The sequence below is a fragment of the Pseudomonas sp. GW821-FHT11G12 genome, from assembly GCF_058808055.1.
Genome location: NZ_JBXARH010000013.1, coordinates 44,227 through 59,480, shown reverse-complemented (window position 1 = coordinate 59,480; position 15,254 = coordinate 44,227). Strand labels below are relative to the sequence as shown.

At 61.9% G+C, this 15,254-nt stretch carries 13 protein-coding genes and 1 other RNA gene; all 14 read left to right on the top strand.

Annotated elements, in window-relative coordinates:
* The first annotated feature begins 196 nt into the window (after positions 1 to 196).
* Positions 197 to 1,039 carry a 16S rRNA (cytidine(1402)-2'-O)-methyltransferase gene (gene rsmI, locus AC1RR7_RS28745; protein WP_173861362.1) on the top strand — a complete coding sequence of 281 codons (843 nt, stop codon included), beginning with the start codon at positions 197 to 199 and terminating at the stop codon, positions 1,037 to 1,039.
* 73 nt (positions 1,040 to 1,112) lie between these two features.
* An RNA gene (rnpB, locus tag AC1RR7_RS28740) (RNase P RNA component class A) lies at positions 1,113 to 1,466 on the top strand.
* A 403-nt stretch (positions 1,467 to 1,869) separates the two neighbouring features.
* Entirely contained in the window at positions 1,870 to 2,325 is a 456-nt protein-coding gene (gene mraZ, locus AC1RR7_RS28735; protein ID WP_003205355.1) for a division/cell wall cluster transcriptional repressor MraZ, read from the top strand.
* Positions 2,322 to 3,269: a 16S rRNA (cytosine(1402)-N(4))-methyltransferase RsmH gene (gene rsmH, locus AC1RR7_RS28730; RefSeq protein WP_085700843.1), complete on the top strand. Its 948-nt coding sequence runs from the start codon at positions 2,322 to 2,324 to the stop codon at positions 3,267 to 3,269. Before mraZ ends, rsmH begins: the two co-directional genes overlap by 4 nt.
* A complete protein-coding gene (ftsL, locus tag AC1RR7_RS28725) occupies positions 3,266 to 3,559 on the top strand; it encodes a cell division protein FtsL (RefSeq protein WP_007956777.1) in 294 nt (97 codons plus the stop codon). The genes rsmH and ftsL overlap by 4 nt, the downstream gene beginning before the upstream one ends.
* Positions 3,559 to 5,298 carry a peptidoglycan D,D-transpeptidase FtsI family protein gene (locus AC1RR7_RS28720; RefSeq protein ID WP_173861365.1) on the top strand — a complete coding sequence of 580 codons (1,740 nt, stop codon included), beginning with the start codon at positions 3,559 to 3,561 and terminating at the stop codon, positions 5,296 to 5,298. Before ftsL ends, AC1RR7_RS28720 begins: the two co-directional genes overlap by 1 nt.
* The gene (locus AC1RR7_RS28715) at positions 5,298 to 6,761 is read left to right on the top strand and encodes a UDP-N-acetylmuramoyl-L-alanyl-D-glutamate--2,6-diaminopimelate ligase (RefSeq protein WP_102621245.1); all 1,464 of its coding nucleotides are present in this window, start codon (positions 5,298 to 5,300) and stop codon (positions 6,759 to 6,761) included. The genes AC1RR7_RS28720 and AC1RR7_RS28715 overlap by 1 nt, the downstream gene beginning before the upstream one ends.
* Positions 6,754 to 8,121, top strand: a complete 1,368-nt coding sequence (locus tag AC1RR7_RS28710) for a UDP-N-acetylmuramoyl-tripeptide--D-alanyl-D-alanine ligase (protein ID WP_493158862.1) — start codon at positions 6,754 to 6,756, stop codon at positions 8,119 to 8,121. The genes AC1RR7_RS28715 and AC1RR7_RS28710 overlap by 8 nt, the downstream gene beginning before the upstream one ends.
* Positions 8,121 to 9,203: a phospho-N-acetylmuramoyl-pentapeptide-transferase gene (gene mraY / locus AC1RR7_RS28705; RefSeq protein WP_096822832.1), complete on the top strand. Its 1,083-nt coding sequence runs from the start codon at positions 8,121 to 8,123 to the stop codon at positions 9,201 to 9,203. Before AC1RR7_RS28710 ends, mraY begins: the two co-directional genes overlap by 1 nt.
* Before the next feature lie 5 nt (positions 9,204 to 9,208).
* Entirely contained in the window at positions 9,209 to 10,555 is a 1,347-nt protein-coding gene (gene murD / locus AC1RR7_RS28700) for a UDP-N-acetylmuramoyl-L-alanine--D-glutamate ligase (RefSeq protein WP_493158861.1), read from the top strand.
* Positions 10,552 to 11,769, top strand: a complete 1,218-nt coding sequence (gene ftsW / locus AC1RR7_RS28695) for a putative lipid II flippase FtsW (protein ID WP_096822830.1) — start codon at positions 10,552 to 10,554, stop codon at positions 11,767 to 11,769. Before murD ends, ftsW begins: the two co-directional genes overlap by 4 nt.
* Positions 11,759 to 12,829 (top strand): undecaprenyldiphospho-muramoylpentapeptide beta-N-acetylglucosaminyltransferase, encoded by a 1,071-nt coding sequence (gene murG, locus AC1RR7_RS28690; RefSeq protein ID WP_096822829.1) that lies wholly within the window; start codon positions 11,759 to 11,761, stop codon positions 12,827 to 12,829. Before ftsW ends, murG begins: the two co-directional genes overlap by 11 nt.
* Positions 12,822 to 14,282, top strand: coding sequence for a UDP-N-acetylmuramate--L-alanine ligase (murC, locus tag AC1RR7_RS28685; protein WP_085733672.1), 1,461 nt, complete (start codon positions 12,822 to 12,824; stop codon positions 14,280 to 14,282). The genes murG and murC overlap by 8 nt, the downstream gene beginning before the upstream one ends.
* Complete coding sequence (locus AC1RR7_RS28680; RefSeq protein ID WP_096822828.1) at positions 14,279 to 15,253, top strand: D-alanine--D-alanine ligase; 975 nt, start codon at positions 14,279 to 14,281, stop codon at positions 15,251 to 15,253. The genes murC and AC1RR7_RS28680 overlap by 4 nt, the downstream gene beginning before the upstream one ends.
* Position 15,254 lies beyond the last annotated feature (1 nt).

Here is a 15,254-nt window from a genome sequence, read left to right as displayed (position 1 = left end):
CAAGCGCTGGCCGGGGCGCGATGTTACTGGCGTGAAACCGTCAATTTAGCTGATACAAATGTTGCGCGACCGCACAATGGTGCGACAAACCGTGTCTGCCGCGACCGCATCGCCGGTCGCTCGACGCGCTACAATGGCGGTTTTTACCGATCATGAGGTGTGCGCTTTGACTGCTCCAGGTGCTTTGAATTCCGCTATGGGCTCGCTTTATGTGGTGGCGACGCCCATCGGCAACCTGGATGACATCAGCGCCCGGGCGTTGAAAATCCTGCGCGAAGTGGCGCTGATTGCTGCCGAAGACACGCGCCATTCCCAGCGTCTGATGCAGCACTTCGGCATCACTACACCGCTGGCGGCCTGTCACGAACACAATGAGCGTGACGAAGGCAGTCGCTTCATCACCCGTCTGTTGGCTGGCGATAACGTGGCGCTGATTTCCGATGCCGGTACGCCGCTGATTTCCGATCCGGGTTATCACCTGGTGCGTCAGGCTCGTGCCGCCGGGATCAATGTGGTGCCGGTACCGGGTGCCTGCGCGTTGATTGCGGCACTGTCGGCTGCCGGTCTGCCGTCCGATCGTTTCATCTTTGAAGGCTTTCTGCCGGCCAAGGCGGTGGGGCGCAAGGCGCGTCTTGAGGCGATCAAGGAAGAGCCGCGCACGCTGATTTTCTACGAGGCGCCGCATCGTATTCTTGAGTGTCTGCAGGATATGGAAGCCGTGTTTGGCGCTGATCGCCCGGCGTTGCTCGCCCGTGAAATCACCAAGACCTTTGAAACGCTCAAGGGCCTGCCGCTGGCCGAGTTGCGCGCATTCGTCGAGGCGGACAGCAATCAACAGCGTGGCGAATGTGTTGTTGTGGTGGCTGGCTGGACTGCGCCGGAATCCGAAGATGCCGTCAGCAGCGAGGCGATGCGCATCCTCAATCTGTTGCTCGAAGAGATGCCGCTCAAGCGTGCCGCGGCTCTGGCGGCGCAAATCACCGGTGAGCGCAAAAACGTGCTGTATCAAGTCGCGCTGGATCAGCAAAAAGACGCGTAACCCGTCGCGCAGACCGGTTTGCGGGCTATTAGCGCTTGTTCTTCGGGCGCTCTGCCGTTAACCTGCGCGGCGGAGAGTCGATCGGACAGTCGCTGCCCTCTATGAAAATTAGGGGGGGGAGGAAAGTCCGGGCTCCATAGGGCGAAGTGCCAGGTAATGCCTGGGAGGCGTGAGCCTACGGAAAGTGCCACAGAAAATAACCGCCTAAGCGCTTCGGCGCCGGTAAGGGTGAAAAGGTGCGGTAAGAGCGCACCGCACGTCTGGCAACAGTTCGTGGCTAGGTAAACCCCACTTGGAGCAAGACCAAATAGGGTCCCAAGGCGTGGCCCGCGCTGGGACCGGGTAGGTTGCTAAAGATGTCCAGTGATGGCCATCGTAGACGAATGACTGTTCAAGACAGAACCCGGCTTACAGATCGACTCTCCACCTTTTTCTTTTCCCTGCTTGAATTAAAGGCGACAGGGCTGTTTATTATCAGCAGGCCTGCTCTGGAAATCCGGCAGCGGCAACCGCAGTAATAGCCATTTCCCACCTTGCTTCAATCAACAGCAGAAGCGCTTTTGTAATACCGAAAAAATCTTACTCTTAACAAATTACTTTAACTTTCGAGCGCAGCTTTCAGTGCTGCATCAAGTTATTGGATAAAAGCATCCGCCAGATTCTCGTTGCGCCTCCTTTTATGCTCCTAAATCTCCGTTCTGTAAGGGTTTTCCTTTAATCCGCGCCTTGACGGTGTGGTGGGCGCATTCCTATAGTGTGCGCAAGTGGCGGAAAGTGGCATGAAGTGGGTTTTTTGAGCTCAAAACGATAAAAATTGGAGAAACGCAGACGTGTTTCGCGGAGCTAACGCTATCAGTCTCGACGCAAAGGGCCGTCTCGCCATGCCGAGCCGGTACCGTGACGAGCTCGTTTCGCGTAGTTCCGGCCAGTTGATCGTGACCATCGATGCCGTTGATCCGTGTTTGTGTGTCTACCCGCTCGATGAGTGGGAAATTATTGAAACCAAGTTGCGCGCGCTTCCTTCGCTCCGCGAAGAGAACCGTCGTCTGCAGCGCTTATTGATTGGTAATGCCGTTGACCTCGAGCTCGACGGCAGTGGTCGTTTTCTGGTTCCGCCGCGTCTGCGCGAATACGCAAAGCTGGACAAGCGCGCGATGCTGGTTGGCCAACTGAACAAGTTCCAATTGTGGGACGAAGATGCCTGGAACGCGGTTTCTGCCGCTGACCTGGCTGCCATACAACAACCGGGCGCCATGCCTGACGAACTGCGTGATTTGATCCTGTGACTATTGATAGCGGCTTTAACCACATCACCGTACTGCTTGACGAAGCCGTCGAGGCTCTCGCCGTACGTCCTGATGGCTGCTATCTGGACGGCACGTTCGGGCGCGGCGGGCACAGCCGGTTGATCCTCAGCAAGCTCGGTCCCGACGGCCGGCTCATCGGATTCGACAAGGATCCTCAAGCGATTGCCACCGGGCAAACGCTAGCGGCCGAAGACGGCCGCTTTGTCGTTGTGCAGCGCAGCTTTGCCGAGCTCGGCTCGGTGGTTGCCGAACAGGGTCTGACCGGCAAGGTCAGCGGCATTCTGCTCGACCTCGGCGTGTCTTCGCCGCAGCTCGATGATGCCGAACGCGGCTTCAGTTTCCTCAATGATGGCCCGCTGGACATGCGCATGGATCCGTCCCGTGGTATCAGCGCGGCCGAGTTCGTCAATACCGCGCCTGTGGAAGAAATCGCCCGGGTGTTCAAGGAATATGGCGAAGAGCGTTTCTCCGGTCGCATGGCTCGCGCCGTGGCCGAACGTCGTGACATCACGCCGTTCGAGCGTACCGCCGATCTGGCCGAAGTCCTGAAAGTCGCCAACCCGGCGTGGGAAAAGGGCAAGAACCCGGCAACCCGTGCATTCCAGGGGCTGCGCATTCACGTCAACAACGAGCTGGGCGATCTGGAAGCGGGCCTTGAAGCCGCACTCGAATGCCTGGAAGTGGGCGGTCGTCTGGTCGTGATCAGCTTCCACTCGCTGGAAGACCGCATCGTCAAACTGTTCATGCGCAAGCTGGTGAAAGGCGAAGCCGACAACCTGCCGCGCAACCTGCCGGTTCGCCACGTCGCGTTCGAACCGAAAATCAAAGTCCATGGCAAAGCGCAGACGGCCTCCGACGCCGAACTCAAAGCCAACCCACGTTCCCGTAGCGCCGTCATGCGCGTCGCGGAGAAGCTGCGGTGAGCAAGCTTTTCGCCAAGCCACTGCCTGGCGGCAGCTTTTTCATGCTGCTGCTGTTCATCGGCGTGCTCGTGTCGGCCATCGGCGTGTCTTACAGCGCCCACTGGAACCGGCAGTTGCTCAATACCCTGTACAACGAACTGAGCGTGCGCGACAAGGCGCAGGCCGAGTGGGGGCGCCTGATCCTGGAGCAAAGCACCTGGACCGCCCACAGCCGGATCGAAGTGCTGGCCACCGAACAACTGAAGATGCACATCCCTGGCGCGGCTGACGTGAAGATGGTGGCGCCATGATGAAACTCGAAGGGGCACTCTTCCCTTGGCGCTTCCGTCTGTTGGTAGGTCTGCTCGGTGTGATGGTGGCCGCGATCTGCTGGCGCATCATTGACCTGCAAGTGGTCGACCGTGACTTCCTCAAGGGGCAGGGCGATGCGCGCAGCGTTCGTCACATTCCGATTCCGGCACACCGTGGCCTGATCACCGACCGCAACGGCGAGCCTCTGGCCGTGAGTACCCCGGTGACCACACTGTGGGCCAACGCCAAGGAAATGCAGACGGCCAAAGAGAAGTGGCCGGCACTGGCAGCGGCGCTGGGGCAGGATCCGAAAGCCCTGGCCGAACGCCTCGAAGCCCAGGCCAACAAAGAATTCATTTATCTGGTGCGCGGGCTGACCCCCGAGCAGGGCCAGGCCGTGCTCGACCTGAAAGTACCGGGCGTCTACGGCATCGAAGAATTCCGCCGGTTCTACCCGGCCGGTGAAGTCACCGCGCACATGGTCGGGTTCACCGACATCGATGACCACGGTCGTGAAGGCGTCGAACTGGCCTACGATGAATGGCTGGCCGGCGTGCCCGGCAAGCGGCAAGTCATCAAGGATCGGCGCGGACGGCTGATCAAGGATGTCCAGGTCACCAAAAACGCCAAGGCCGGCAAGCCCTTGGCGTTGTCCATTGACCTGCGTCTGCAATACCTGGCCAACCGCGAGCTGCGTAACGCGATCATCGAGAACGGCGCCAAGGCTGGCAGCCTGGTGATCATGGACGTGAAAACCGGCGAGATCCTCGCCATGGTCAACCAGCCGACCTACAACCCGAACAACCGTCGCAACCTGCAACCGGCGATGATGCGTAACCGCGCGATGATCGACGTGTTCGAACCGGGTTCGACCATGAAAGCGATCTCGATGAGCGCCGCGATCGAAACCGGCCGCTGGAAACCGAGCGACACCGTCGAGGTGTATCCGGGCTCCCTGCAGATCGGCAAATACACGATCAAGGACGTATCGAAAACCGAAGGTCCGGTACTCGACCTGACCGGCATTCTGATCAATTCCAGTAACGTCGGCATGAGTAAGGTCGCGTTCGATATCGGCGGCGAAACCATTTTCCGTCTCGCGCAGAAAGTCGGCCTCGGCCAGGACACCGGCCTCGGCTTCCCGGGCGAACGTGTCGGTAACCTGCCGAATTACCGCGAGTGGCGTAAAGCCGAAACCGCAACGCTGTCCTACGGCTACGGTATTTCGGTGACCGCGATTCAGCTGGTGCACGCGTTCTCGGCGCTGGCCAACAACGGTCGCCTCGCGCCGCTGACCCTGATCAAAACCGACAAGGCGCCACAGACCACTCAGGTGCTGCCGGAAGCCGTCGCGAAAACCATGCAAGGCATGCTGCAACAGGTGATCGAGGCCCCGCGCGGTGTGTTCCGTGCGCAGGTGCCGGCGTATCACGTGGCGGGCAAGTCGGGTACTGCGCGCAAGACGTCGGTGGGCACCAAGGGTTACGCCGAAAACTCGTACCGCTCGCTGTTCGCCGGTTTCGGCCCGATGAGCGATCCGCGTTACGCCATCGTCGTGGTGATCGATGAACCGAGCAAGGCCGGTTACTTCGGTGGTCTGGTTTCGGCGCCGGTGTTCAGCCGTGTGATGTCCGGCACCCTGCGTCTGATGAACGTGACCCCGGACAACCTGCCGACAACACAACAGGCCAACGCCACCCCGGCCGTTCCGCTGAAAGCCAATGGAGGGCGCGGCTGATGTCTCTTAGTCTGAACAAGATTTTCCCCCACGCCGGCCACGATCTGTTGATCCGTGAACTGGCACTCGACAGCCGCAACGTGCGCGCGGGCGACCTGTTCCTCGCGGTGCCGGGCGGCAAGTTCGACGGTCGTGCGCATATTGCTGACGCGCTCACTCGTGGCGCTGCCGCCGTGGCTTACGAAGTGGAAGGTGCCACCGTGCTGCCGATCACTGACGTGCCGTTGATTCCGGTCAAAGGCCTGGCGGCGCAGCTGTCGGACATCGCCGGCCGTTTTTACGGTGAGCCAAGTCATCACCTGAACCTGGTGGGCGTGACCGGCACCAACGGCAAGACCAGCGTGACTCAACTGGTGGCGCAGGCGCTGGACCTGCTCGGCCAGCATTGCGGCATCGTCGGCACCCTTGGCTCCGGTTTCTACGGTTCGCTGCAAAGCGGCCTGCACACAACGCCGAACCCGATCGCCATGCAAGCGACCTTGGGCGACCTGAAAAAGGCCGGCGCCAAAGCCGTGGCCATGGAAGTTTCGTCCCATGGTCTGGATCAGGGCCGGGTCACTGCACTGGCGTTTGACGTGGCGGTGATGACCAACCTGTCCCGCGATCACCTCGATTACCACGGCACCATGGAGGCCTACGCCGAAGCGAAGGCCAAGCTGTTTGCCTGGAATGACCTGAAGTGCCGCGTGGTCAATCTGGACGACGATTTCGGCCGGCAACTGGCCGCTGAAAAGCGTGATTCGCGTTTGATTACATATAGCTTGCTCGACAGCAGTGCCTATCTGTATGTCCGCGAAGCGCAGTTCGACGACCATGGCGTGCGCGCCACGCTGGTCACGCCGCAGGGCGAACATCATCTGCGCAGCACATTGCTGGGCCGTTTCAACTTGAGCAACGTACTGGCTGCGGTTGGCGCCTTGCTCGGTCTGGACTACGCCCTCGACGAAATTCTCAAGGTGCTGCCGAAACTCGAAGGCCCGGCCGGACGCATGCAGCGTCTCGGCGGTGGCACCCAGCCGCTGGTGGTGGTCGATTACGCCCACACGCCGGATGCGCTGGAAAAAGTTCTGACCGCACTGCGTCCACACGTCAAAGGCCAGTTGCTGTGCCTGTTCGGTTGCGGCGGTGATCGCGATCGCGGCAAACGTCCGTTGATGGCCGAAGTGGTCGAGCGTCTGGCCGACCGCGTGCTGGTCACCGATGACAATCCGCGCACCGAAGATCCGGCGGTGATTTTCGATGACATCCGCGCCGGTTTTGCGGCTGTGGATAATGTGACGTTCGTGGCCGGCCGTGGCCAGGCCATTGCGCAACTGATCGCCAGCGCCTCGGCTGATGACGTGGTTGTCCTGGCCGGCAAGGGTCACGAGGACTATCAGGAAATCAATGGCGAGCGTCATGCATTCTCTGATCTGGTCGAGGCGGATCACGCCCTGACCGCGTGGGAGGTGGCCCATGCTTAAAGCCCTGAAACTCAGCGAACTGACCAACGCGCTCGACGCCCGTCTGATCAGCGTCGACGCCAGTTTTGACGGCGTGAGCATCGACAGCCGCGCGATCAAGGCTGGCCAACTGTTTATCGCCTTGACCGGCCCGCGTTTCGACGGTCATGACTATCTGAATGAAGTCGCCGCCAAAGGCGCCGTTGCTGCACTGGTCGAGCGCGAAGTCGCCGACAGCGCGCTGCCGCAATTGCTGGTCAAGGACACCCGCCAGGCCCTCGGCCAGCTAGGGGCCTTGAACCGTGCCGCGTTCACCAAGCCGGTTGCCGCCGTCACCGGCTCCAGCGGCAAGACCACGGTCAAAGAAATGCTCGCGAGCATCCTGCGCACACGCGGCTCGGTGCACGCGACCCGTGGCAACCTGAACAACGATCTCGGCGTGCCGCTGACCCTGCTCGAACTTGCCCCGGAACACAGCGCGGCGGTGATCGAACTGGGTGCTTCGCGTCTGGGTGAAATCGCCTACACCGTCGGGCTGACCAAGCCGCACGTAGCGATCCTCAACAACGCCGGCACCGCTCACGTCGGTGAGTTCGGCGGGCCGGAGAAAATCGTCGAAGCCAAGGGCGAAATCATCGAAGGGCTGGCGGCCGATGGCGTCGCCGTGCTGAACCTCGATGACAAGGCGTTCGGTATCTGGAAGACCCGCGCTGCCGGTCGCAAGGTGCTGACCTTTGCCCTGAGCAACACTCAGGCAGATTTCCACGCCAGCGATCTGGCCACCGACGCCCGTGGCTGCCCAGCGTTCAACCTGCACAGTCCTGAAGGTGTGGAACGGGTTCAACTGAACCTGCTCGGCACCCATAACGTCGCCAATGCCCTGGCCGCTGCCGCTGCCGCTCACGCCCTGGGCGTGTCGCTGTTCGGCATCGCCACCGGGCTTGGCGCGGTACAACCGGTCAAGGGTCGCACCGTCGCGCAACTGGCGAAAAACGGCATGCGCGTGATCGATGACACTTACAACGCGAACCCCACCTCCATGTGTGCGGCCGTTGATATACTCGCCGGCTTTTCCGGCCGCACCGTTCTGGTGCTCGGGGATATCGGCGAGTTGGGCGACTGGGCGGAGCAGGGGCACCGCGACGTGGGCGAATACGCCCGGGGCAAGGTTTCCGCGCTTTACGCCGTCGGGCCGAACATGGTCCACGCCGTGAACGCATTCGGTAACGAGGCGCATCACTTCGGCACACAGGCCGAACTGATCCAGGCCCTCGGCGCCGAGCAGGACAAAAACACCACCATTTTGATCAAGGGTTCGCGCAGCGCAGCGATGGAAAACATCGTTGCGGCCCTGTGCGGGTCCAGTCTGGAGAAACATTAATGCTGCTGCTGCTAGCGGAGTATCTGCAACAGTTCTACAAAGGCTTCGCGGTCTTCCAGTACCTGACCCTGCGCGGGATCCTCGGTGTGCTGACCGCGCTGGTCCTGTCACTGTGCTATGGCCCGTGGATGATCCGTACCCTGCAGAACCGTCAGATCGGTCAGTCCGTTCGTAACGACGGCCCGCAATCGCACCTGTCCAAATCCGGTACGCCGACCATGGGTGGCGCGCTGATTCTGTCTTCGATCGGCGTCAGCACGTTGCTGTGGGCTGACCTGAGCAATCGTTATGTCTGGACCGTTCTGCTGGTGACCCTGCTGTTCGGCGCCATCGGCTGGGTCGACGACTACCGCAAGGTGATCGAGAAGAACTCCCGTGGCCTGCCGAGTCGCTGGAAGTATTTCTGGCAGTCGGTGTTCGGCCTCGGCGCGGCGATCTTCCTTTATATGACTGCCGCCACTCCGGTGGAAACCACCCTGATCCTGCCGATGCTCAAGGACTACAGCATTCCGCTGGGCGCCGGTTTCATCGTGCTGACGTACTTCGTGATCGTCGGTTCGAGCAACGCGGTCAACCTGACCGACGGCCTCGACGGTCTGGCGATCATGCCGACAGTGATGGTCGGCGGTGGCCTGGGCATCTTCTGCTACCTGTCGGGTAACGTGAAATTCGCTGAATACCTGCTGATCCCGTACGTACCGGGCGCAGGCGAACTGATCGTGTTCTGCGGCGCGCTGATTGGTGCCGGCCTGGGCTTCCTGTGGTTCAACACCTATCCGGCGCAAGTCTTCATGGGTGACGTCGGCGCACTGGCGCTGGGCGCCGCCCTGGGCACCATCGCGGTGATCGTCCGTCAGGAAATCGTCCTGTTCATCATGGGCGGCGTGTTTGTGATGGAAACCCTGTCAGTCGTGATTCAGGTTGCCTCCTTTAAGCTGACCGGTCGCCGTGTGTTCCGCATGGCTCCGATACACCACCACTTTGAACTCAAGGGCTGGCCCGAGCCGCGTGTGATCGTCCGTTTCTGGATCATCACCGTGATTCTCGTGCTGATCGGCCTTGCCACCCTGAAGCTGAGGTAGAACGAGTGTCTCTGATCGCTTCTGACCACTTCCGCATCGTTGTCGGCCTCGGCAAGAGCGGCATGTCCCTGGTTCGCTTCCTGGCGAACCGGGGCGTGGCGTTTGCTGTGGCCGACACGCGGGAAAATCCACCGGAACTGGCCACGCTCCAGCGTGACTATCCGCACGTGGAAGTGCGTTGTGGCGAGCTGGACGTCGAGTTCCTGTGCCGTGCCGACGAGCTCTACGTGAGCCCCGGCCTGGCGCTGGCGACCCCGGCCCTGCAAGCCGCCGCGGCCCGTGGCGTGAAGTTGTCCGGCGACATCGAGCTGTTCGCGCGTAACGCGAAGGCGCCGATCGTGGCCATCAGCGGTTCCAATGCGAAAAGCACCGTCACCACCCTGGTCGGCGAGATGGCGGCTGCGGCCGGCAAGCGCGTGGCTGTGGGCGGCAACCTCGGTACGCCGGCGCTGGACTTGCTCAGCGATGACGTCGAGCTGTACGTGATGGAGCTGTCGAGCTTCCAGCTGGAAACCACCGACCAGCTCAACGCCGAAGTGGCGACCGTGCTCAACATCAGCGAAGACCACATGGATCGCTACAGCGGTCTGCCGGCCTATCACTTGGCCAAGCACCGGATCTTCCGTGGCGCCAAGCAGTTCGTGGTCAACCGTCAGGACGCGTTGACCCGTCCGCTGATGGGCGAGGGCCAGCCATGCTGGACCTTCGGCCTCACCAAACCCGATTTCAAGGCGTTCGGCCTGCGCGAAGAGAATGGCGAGAAATACCTGGCCTTCGAATTCCAGAACCTGATGCCGGTACGTGAACTGAAGATTCGCGGCGCCCACAACCAGTCCAACGCCCTCGCGGCGCTGGCGCTCGGACATGCAGTCGGTCTGCCGTTCGACGCCATGCTGGCAGCGCTGCGCACCTTCGCCGGTCTCGAACACCGTTGCCAGTGGGTGCGTGATCTGGACGGCGTCGGTTACTACAACGATTCCAAAGCCACCAACGTCGGCGCCGCACTGGCTGCCATCGAAGGCCTGGGTGCGGACATCGAAGGCAAGGTCGTGCTGATCGCCGGTGGCGATGGCAAGGGTGCCGAGTTCAAGGACCTGCGTGGCCCGGTAGCCGCTCATTGCCGCGCCGTGATCCTGATGGGCCGCGACTCCGACAAGATCGGCGAGGCCATCGGCGACGCCGTGCCGCTGATCCGCGCCAGTTCGCTGGTCGATGCGGTCGAACAATGCCGCGCTGCCGCCCAGCCGGGTGACGTGGTGCTGCTGTCGCCGGCCTGCGCCAGTTTCGACATGTTCAAGAATTACGAAGACCGTGGTCACCAGTTCGTCCGCGCCGTGGAGGAACTGGCATGAGCCTGAGAAACATCATCAAGCCGTATCCGTCGCCGATCATCACCGGGCGCGGGATCGACCTCGACTTCCCGATGCTCGCCGGTTGCCTGGCGCTGCTCGGCCTGGGCCTGATCATGATCGCTTCGGCATCGACCGAAGTCGGTGCGGTGCAGTCGGGCAGTGCTCTTTATTACATGACCCGTCACCTGATCTACGTGGTGCTGGGACTGGGCGCGTGCATCGTCACCATGATGATTCCGATCGCCACCTGGCAGCGGCTGGGCTGGCTGATGCTGATTGGTGCGTTCGGTCTGTTGGTGATGGTGATCGTCCCGGGGATCGGCCGTGAAGTGAACGGTTCGATGCGCTGGATCGGTTTCAGCTTCTTCAACGTTCAGCCGTCCGAGATCGCCAAGGTGTTCGTGGTGATTTACCTCGCCGGTTATCTGGTGCGTCGCCAGAAGGAAGTGCGCGAGAGCTGGATGGGCTTCTTCAAGCCATTCATCGTGCTGCTGCCAATGGCCGGCCTGTTGCTGATGGAGCCGGACTTCGGTGCCACCGTCGTAATGATGGGCGCAGCGGCGGCGATGCTGTTCCTCGGCGGGGTCGGGTTGTTCCGGTTCTCGCTGATGGTGGTGCTGGCGGTGGCGGCGGTGGTGTTGCTGATTCAGATGCAACCGTACCGGATGGCGCGTCTGACCAACTTCGCCGACCCGTGGGCCGACCAGTTCGGCGCCGGATATCAATTGTCCCAGGCCTTGATCGCGTTCGGTCGCGGCGAGTGGCTGGGCGTGGGGCTGGGCAACAGCGTGCAGAAGCAGTTCTACCTGCCGGAAGCCCACACCGACTTCGTGTTCTCGGTACTGGCTGAAGAGCTGGGCGCGGTGGGTTCGCTGTGCACCGTGGCGTTGTTCGTGTTCGTGTGTATTCGCGGCATGTACATCGGTCTGTGGGCCGAGAAAGCCAAACAGTTTTTTGCCGCTTATGTTGCCTACGGTCTGTCGTTCCTGTGGATCGGCCAGTTCCTGATCAACATCGGCGTGAACGTCGGCCTGCTGCCGACCAAGGGTCTGACCTTGCCGTTCCTCAGTTATGGCGGCAGTTCCCTGGTGATCTGCTGCGCCTGCCTTGGCTTGTTGCTGAGGATCGAGTGGGAGAGTCGGACCCACCTGGGCAGTGAAGAGATGGAATTCCATGAGAGCGACTTCGCGGAGGAGCCGAATCATGGGCGCTAACGTATTGATCATGGCCGGCGGCACCGGTGGCCACGTGTTCCCGGCACTGTCCTGCGCCCGTGAGTTTCAGGCACGCGGCTATACCGTGCACTGGCTCGGCACGCCACGCGGGATCGAAAACGACCTGGTGCCGGCCGCCGGCCTCGAATTGCACCGCATCAACGCCAGCGGTCTGCGCGGCAAGGGCAAGCTGTCGCTGCTCAAGGCGCCGTTCATGCTGCTGAAGTCGGTGTGGCAGGCGCGGGCGATCATTCGCCGGCTGCGTCCGGTGTGTGTGGTCGGCTTCGGTGGTTACGTGACCGGCCCTGGTGGCATCGCCGCCAAACTGGCCGGTGTGCCGGTGATCGTTCACGAGCAGAACGCCGTGGCCGGCACCGCCAATCGGTTGCTGGTGCCGTTCGCCGCCCGGGTGTGTGAAGCCTTCCCCGACACCTTTACCCTGTCGGACAGCCGCCGTACCACCGGTAACCCGGTGCGCAGCGAGCTGTTCCTCGAAACACCGCGTGCGGCCCTGGCCGGACGCAAGGCGCGTTTGCTGATTCTGGGCGGAAGCCTGGGCGCAGAACCGTTGAACAAGTTGCTACCTGAAGCCCTGGCACAAGTCGCTGCCGACTTGCGTCCGGAAGTGTTTCATCAGGCCGGCAAAAATCACGATGAAGTGACTGCGGAGCGCTACCGCGCCGCCGGCGTGGATGCGCAGGTGCAGCCCTTCATCAAGGACATGGCCCAGGCCTATGGCTGGGCTGATCTGGTGGTGTGCCGCGCAGGCGCATTGACCGTCAGTGAGCTGGCTGCCGCCGGTCTGCCCTCGATGCTGGTGCCCTTGCCCCACGCGATCGACGATCACCAGACCCGCAACGCCGATTATTTGGCCCGCGAAGGCGCTGCCTTCCTGATGCCGCAAAGAACGACTGGTGCCGCGGACCTTGCCGCGCGCCTGACAGAGGTCTTGATGCAACCGCAACGACTCGAAGAAATGGCCCAAGCGGCCCGCCGTCTGGCAAAACCCGAAGCCACCCGCAGCGTGGTCGATACCTGTCTGGAGGTGGCCCATGGTTGAGAATCAGAAAGCCATGCCGCAACCGGAAATGCGCCGCATCCGTCGCATCCACTTCGTCGGGATCGGCGGCGTGGGCATGTGCGGCATTGCCGAAGTGCTGCTGAACCTGGGTTACGCCGTGTCCGGCTCCGACCTCAAGGCTTCGCCGGTCACTGAGCGTCTGGAATCCTTCGGTGCGCAGATCTTCATCGGTCACCGTGCCGAGAACGCCGCTGCCGCCGATGTGCTGGTGGTATCGAGCGCCGTGAACACCTCCAACCCGGAAGTCGCGACCGCCCTTGAGCGTCGTATTCCGGTGGTGCCACGTGCCGAGATGCTCGCCGAGCTGATGCGCTACCGCCACGGCATCGCCGTTGCCGGTACCCACGGCAAAACCACCACCACCAGCCTGATCGCTTCGGTGTTCGCGGCCGGTGGCCTGGACCCGACGTTCGTCATCGGTGGCCGTCTGAACGCTGCGGGCACCAATGCCCAGCTCGGCACCAGCCGCTACCTGATCGCCGAGGCCGACGAGAGCGACGCCAGCTTCCTGCACCTGCAACCGCTGGTGGCCGTGGTCACCAACATCGACGCCGACCACATGGCGACCTACGACGGTGACTTCAACAAACTGAAGAAAACCTTCGTCGAGTTCCTGCACAACCTGCCGTTCTACGGTCTGGCGGTGATGTGTCTGGACGACCCGGTGGTGCGTGAAATCCTGCCGCAGGTGAAACGTCCGACCGTGACCTACGGCTTCAGCGAAGACGCTGACGTGCGCGCCATCAATGTGCGCCAGCAAGGCATGCAGACCTTCTTCACCGTGCTGCGCCCTGATCGCGAGCCGCTGGATGTGTCCGTGAACATGCCGGGCAACCACAACGTGCTCAATTCCCTGGCGACCATCTGCATCGCCACCGACGAAGGCGTCAGTGATGAAGCCATCGTTCAGGGGCTGTCCGGGTTCCAGGGTGTCGGTCGTCGCTTCCAGGTCTACGGCGAACTGCCGGTGGACGGCGGCAACGTGATGCTGGTCGATGACTACGGTCACCACCCGACCGAAGTCGCGGCCGTGATCAAGGCTGTGCGCGGTGGCTGGCCAGAGCGCCGCCTGGTGATGGTCTACCAGCCGCACCGCTACAGCCGCACCCGTGACCTGTACGACGACTTCGTCAATGTACTGGCCGACGCCAACGTGCTGCTGCTGATGGAAGTCTATCCGGCCGGCGAAGAGCCGATTCCGGGGGCTGACAGCCGCAAACTGTGCAACAGCATCCGTCAGCGCGGTCAGCTGGACCCGATCTATATCGAGCGCGGTGTCGATCTCGCGCCGCTGGTCAAGCCGCTGCTGCGTGCCGGTGACATTCTGCTGTGCCAGGGCGCCGGTGACATCGGCGGCCTCGCACCGAAACTGTTGAAAAGCGAGTTGTTCGCCGGTGCCGTGGCGGCGCCGGTCGAGGGGAAGTTGAAATGACTGCTGCCTACGCCAATCTGTTCTCCACCATTGCCCCGAAAGACTTCGGCCGCGTTGCCGTGCTGTTCGGTGGCTTGAGTGCCGAGCGTGAAGTCTCGCTGAAGTCCGGCAACGCTGTGCTCACTGCGCTGCAAAGCGCTGGTGTGGACGCGTTCGGGATCGACGTCGGTGCCGACATTCTGCAGCGCTTGTTGAGCGAGAAGATCGACCGCGCGTTCATCATCCTCCACGGTCGTGGCGGTGAAGACGGCAGTATGCAGGGCCTGCTCGAAGTGGCCGGCATTCCGTACACCGGCAGCGGCATCCTGGCTTCCGCGCTGGCGATGGACAAACTGCGCACCAAGCAGGTCTGGCACACGTTGGGGATTCCGACGCCGCGTCACGCCGTGCTGCGCAGCGAGGCCGATTGTATTTCGGCAGCGACGGAACTGGGCTTCCCTTTGATCGTCAAACCGGCGCATGAAGGTTCAAGTATCGGGATGGCCAAAGTGAGTTCTGCGTCCGAGTTGATCGACGCATGGAAAGCGGCCAGTACCTACGATTCGCAAGTGTTGGTCGAGCAATGGATCCACGGTCCGGAGTTCACCATCGCCACCCTGCGTGACCAGGTGTTGCCTCCTATCGCCCTGGGTACGCCACACACGTTCTACGACTACGACGCCAAGTACATCGCCAACGATACCCAGTATCGGATTCCGTGCGGGCTGGATGCCGCCAAGGAAAAAGAACTCATGGACCTCACGGCGCAAGCCTGCGAGGCGCTGGGCATCGGTGGTTGGGGTCGGGCGGACGTGATGCAGGACGCCGACGGCAAATTCTGGTTCCTGGAAGTCAACACCGCTCCCGGCATGACCGATCACAGCCTGGTACCGATGGCGGCGAAAGCGGCCGGTCTGGATTTCCAGCAACTGGTCCTGGCCATTCTGGCCGCCAGTGTCGATGCCGATGGCAAGAAAGAGGCGCGAGGTTAAG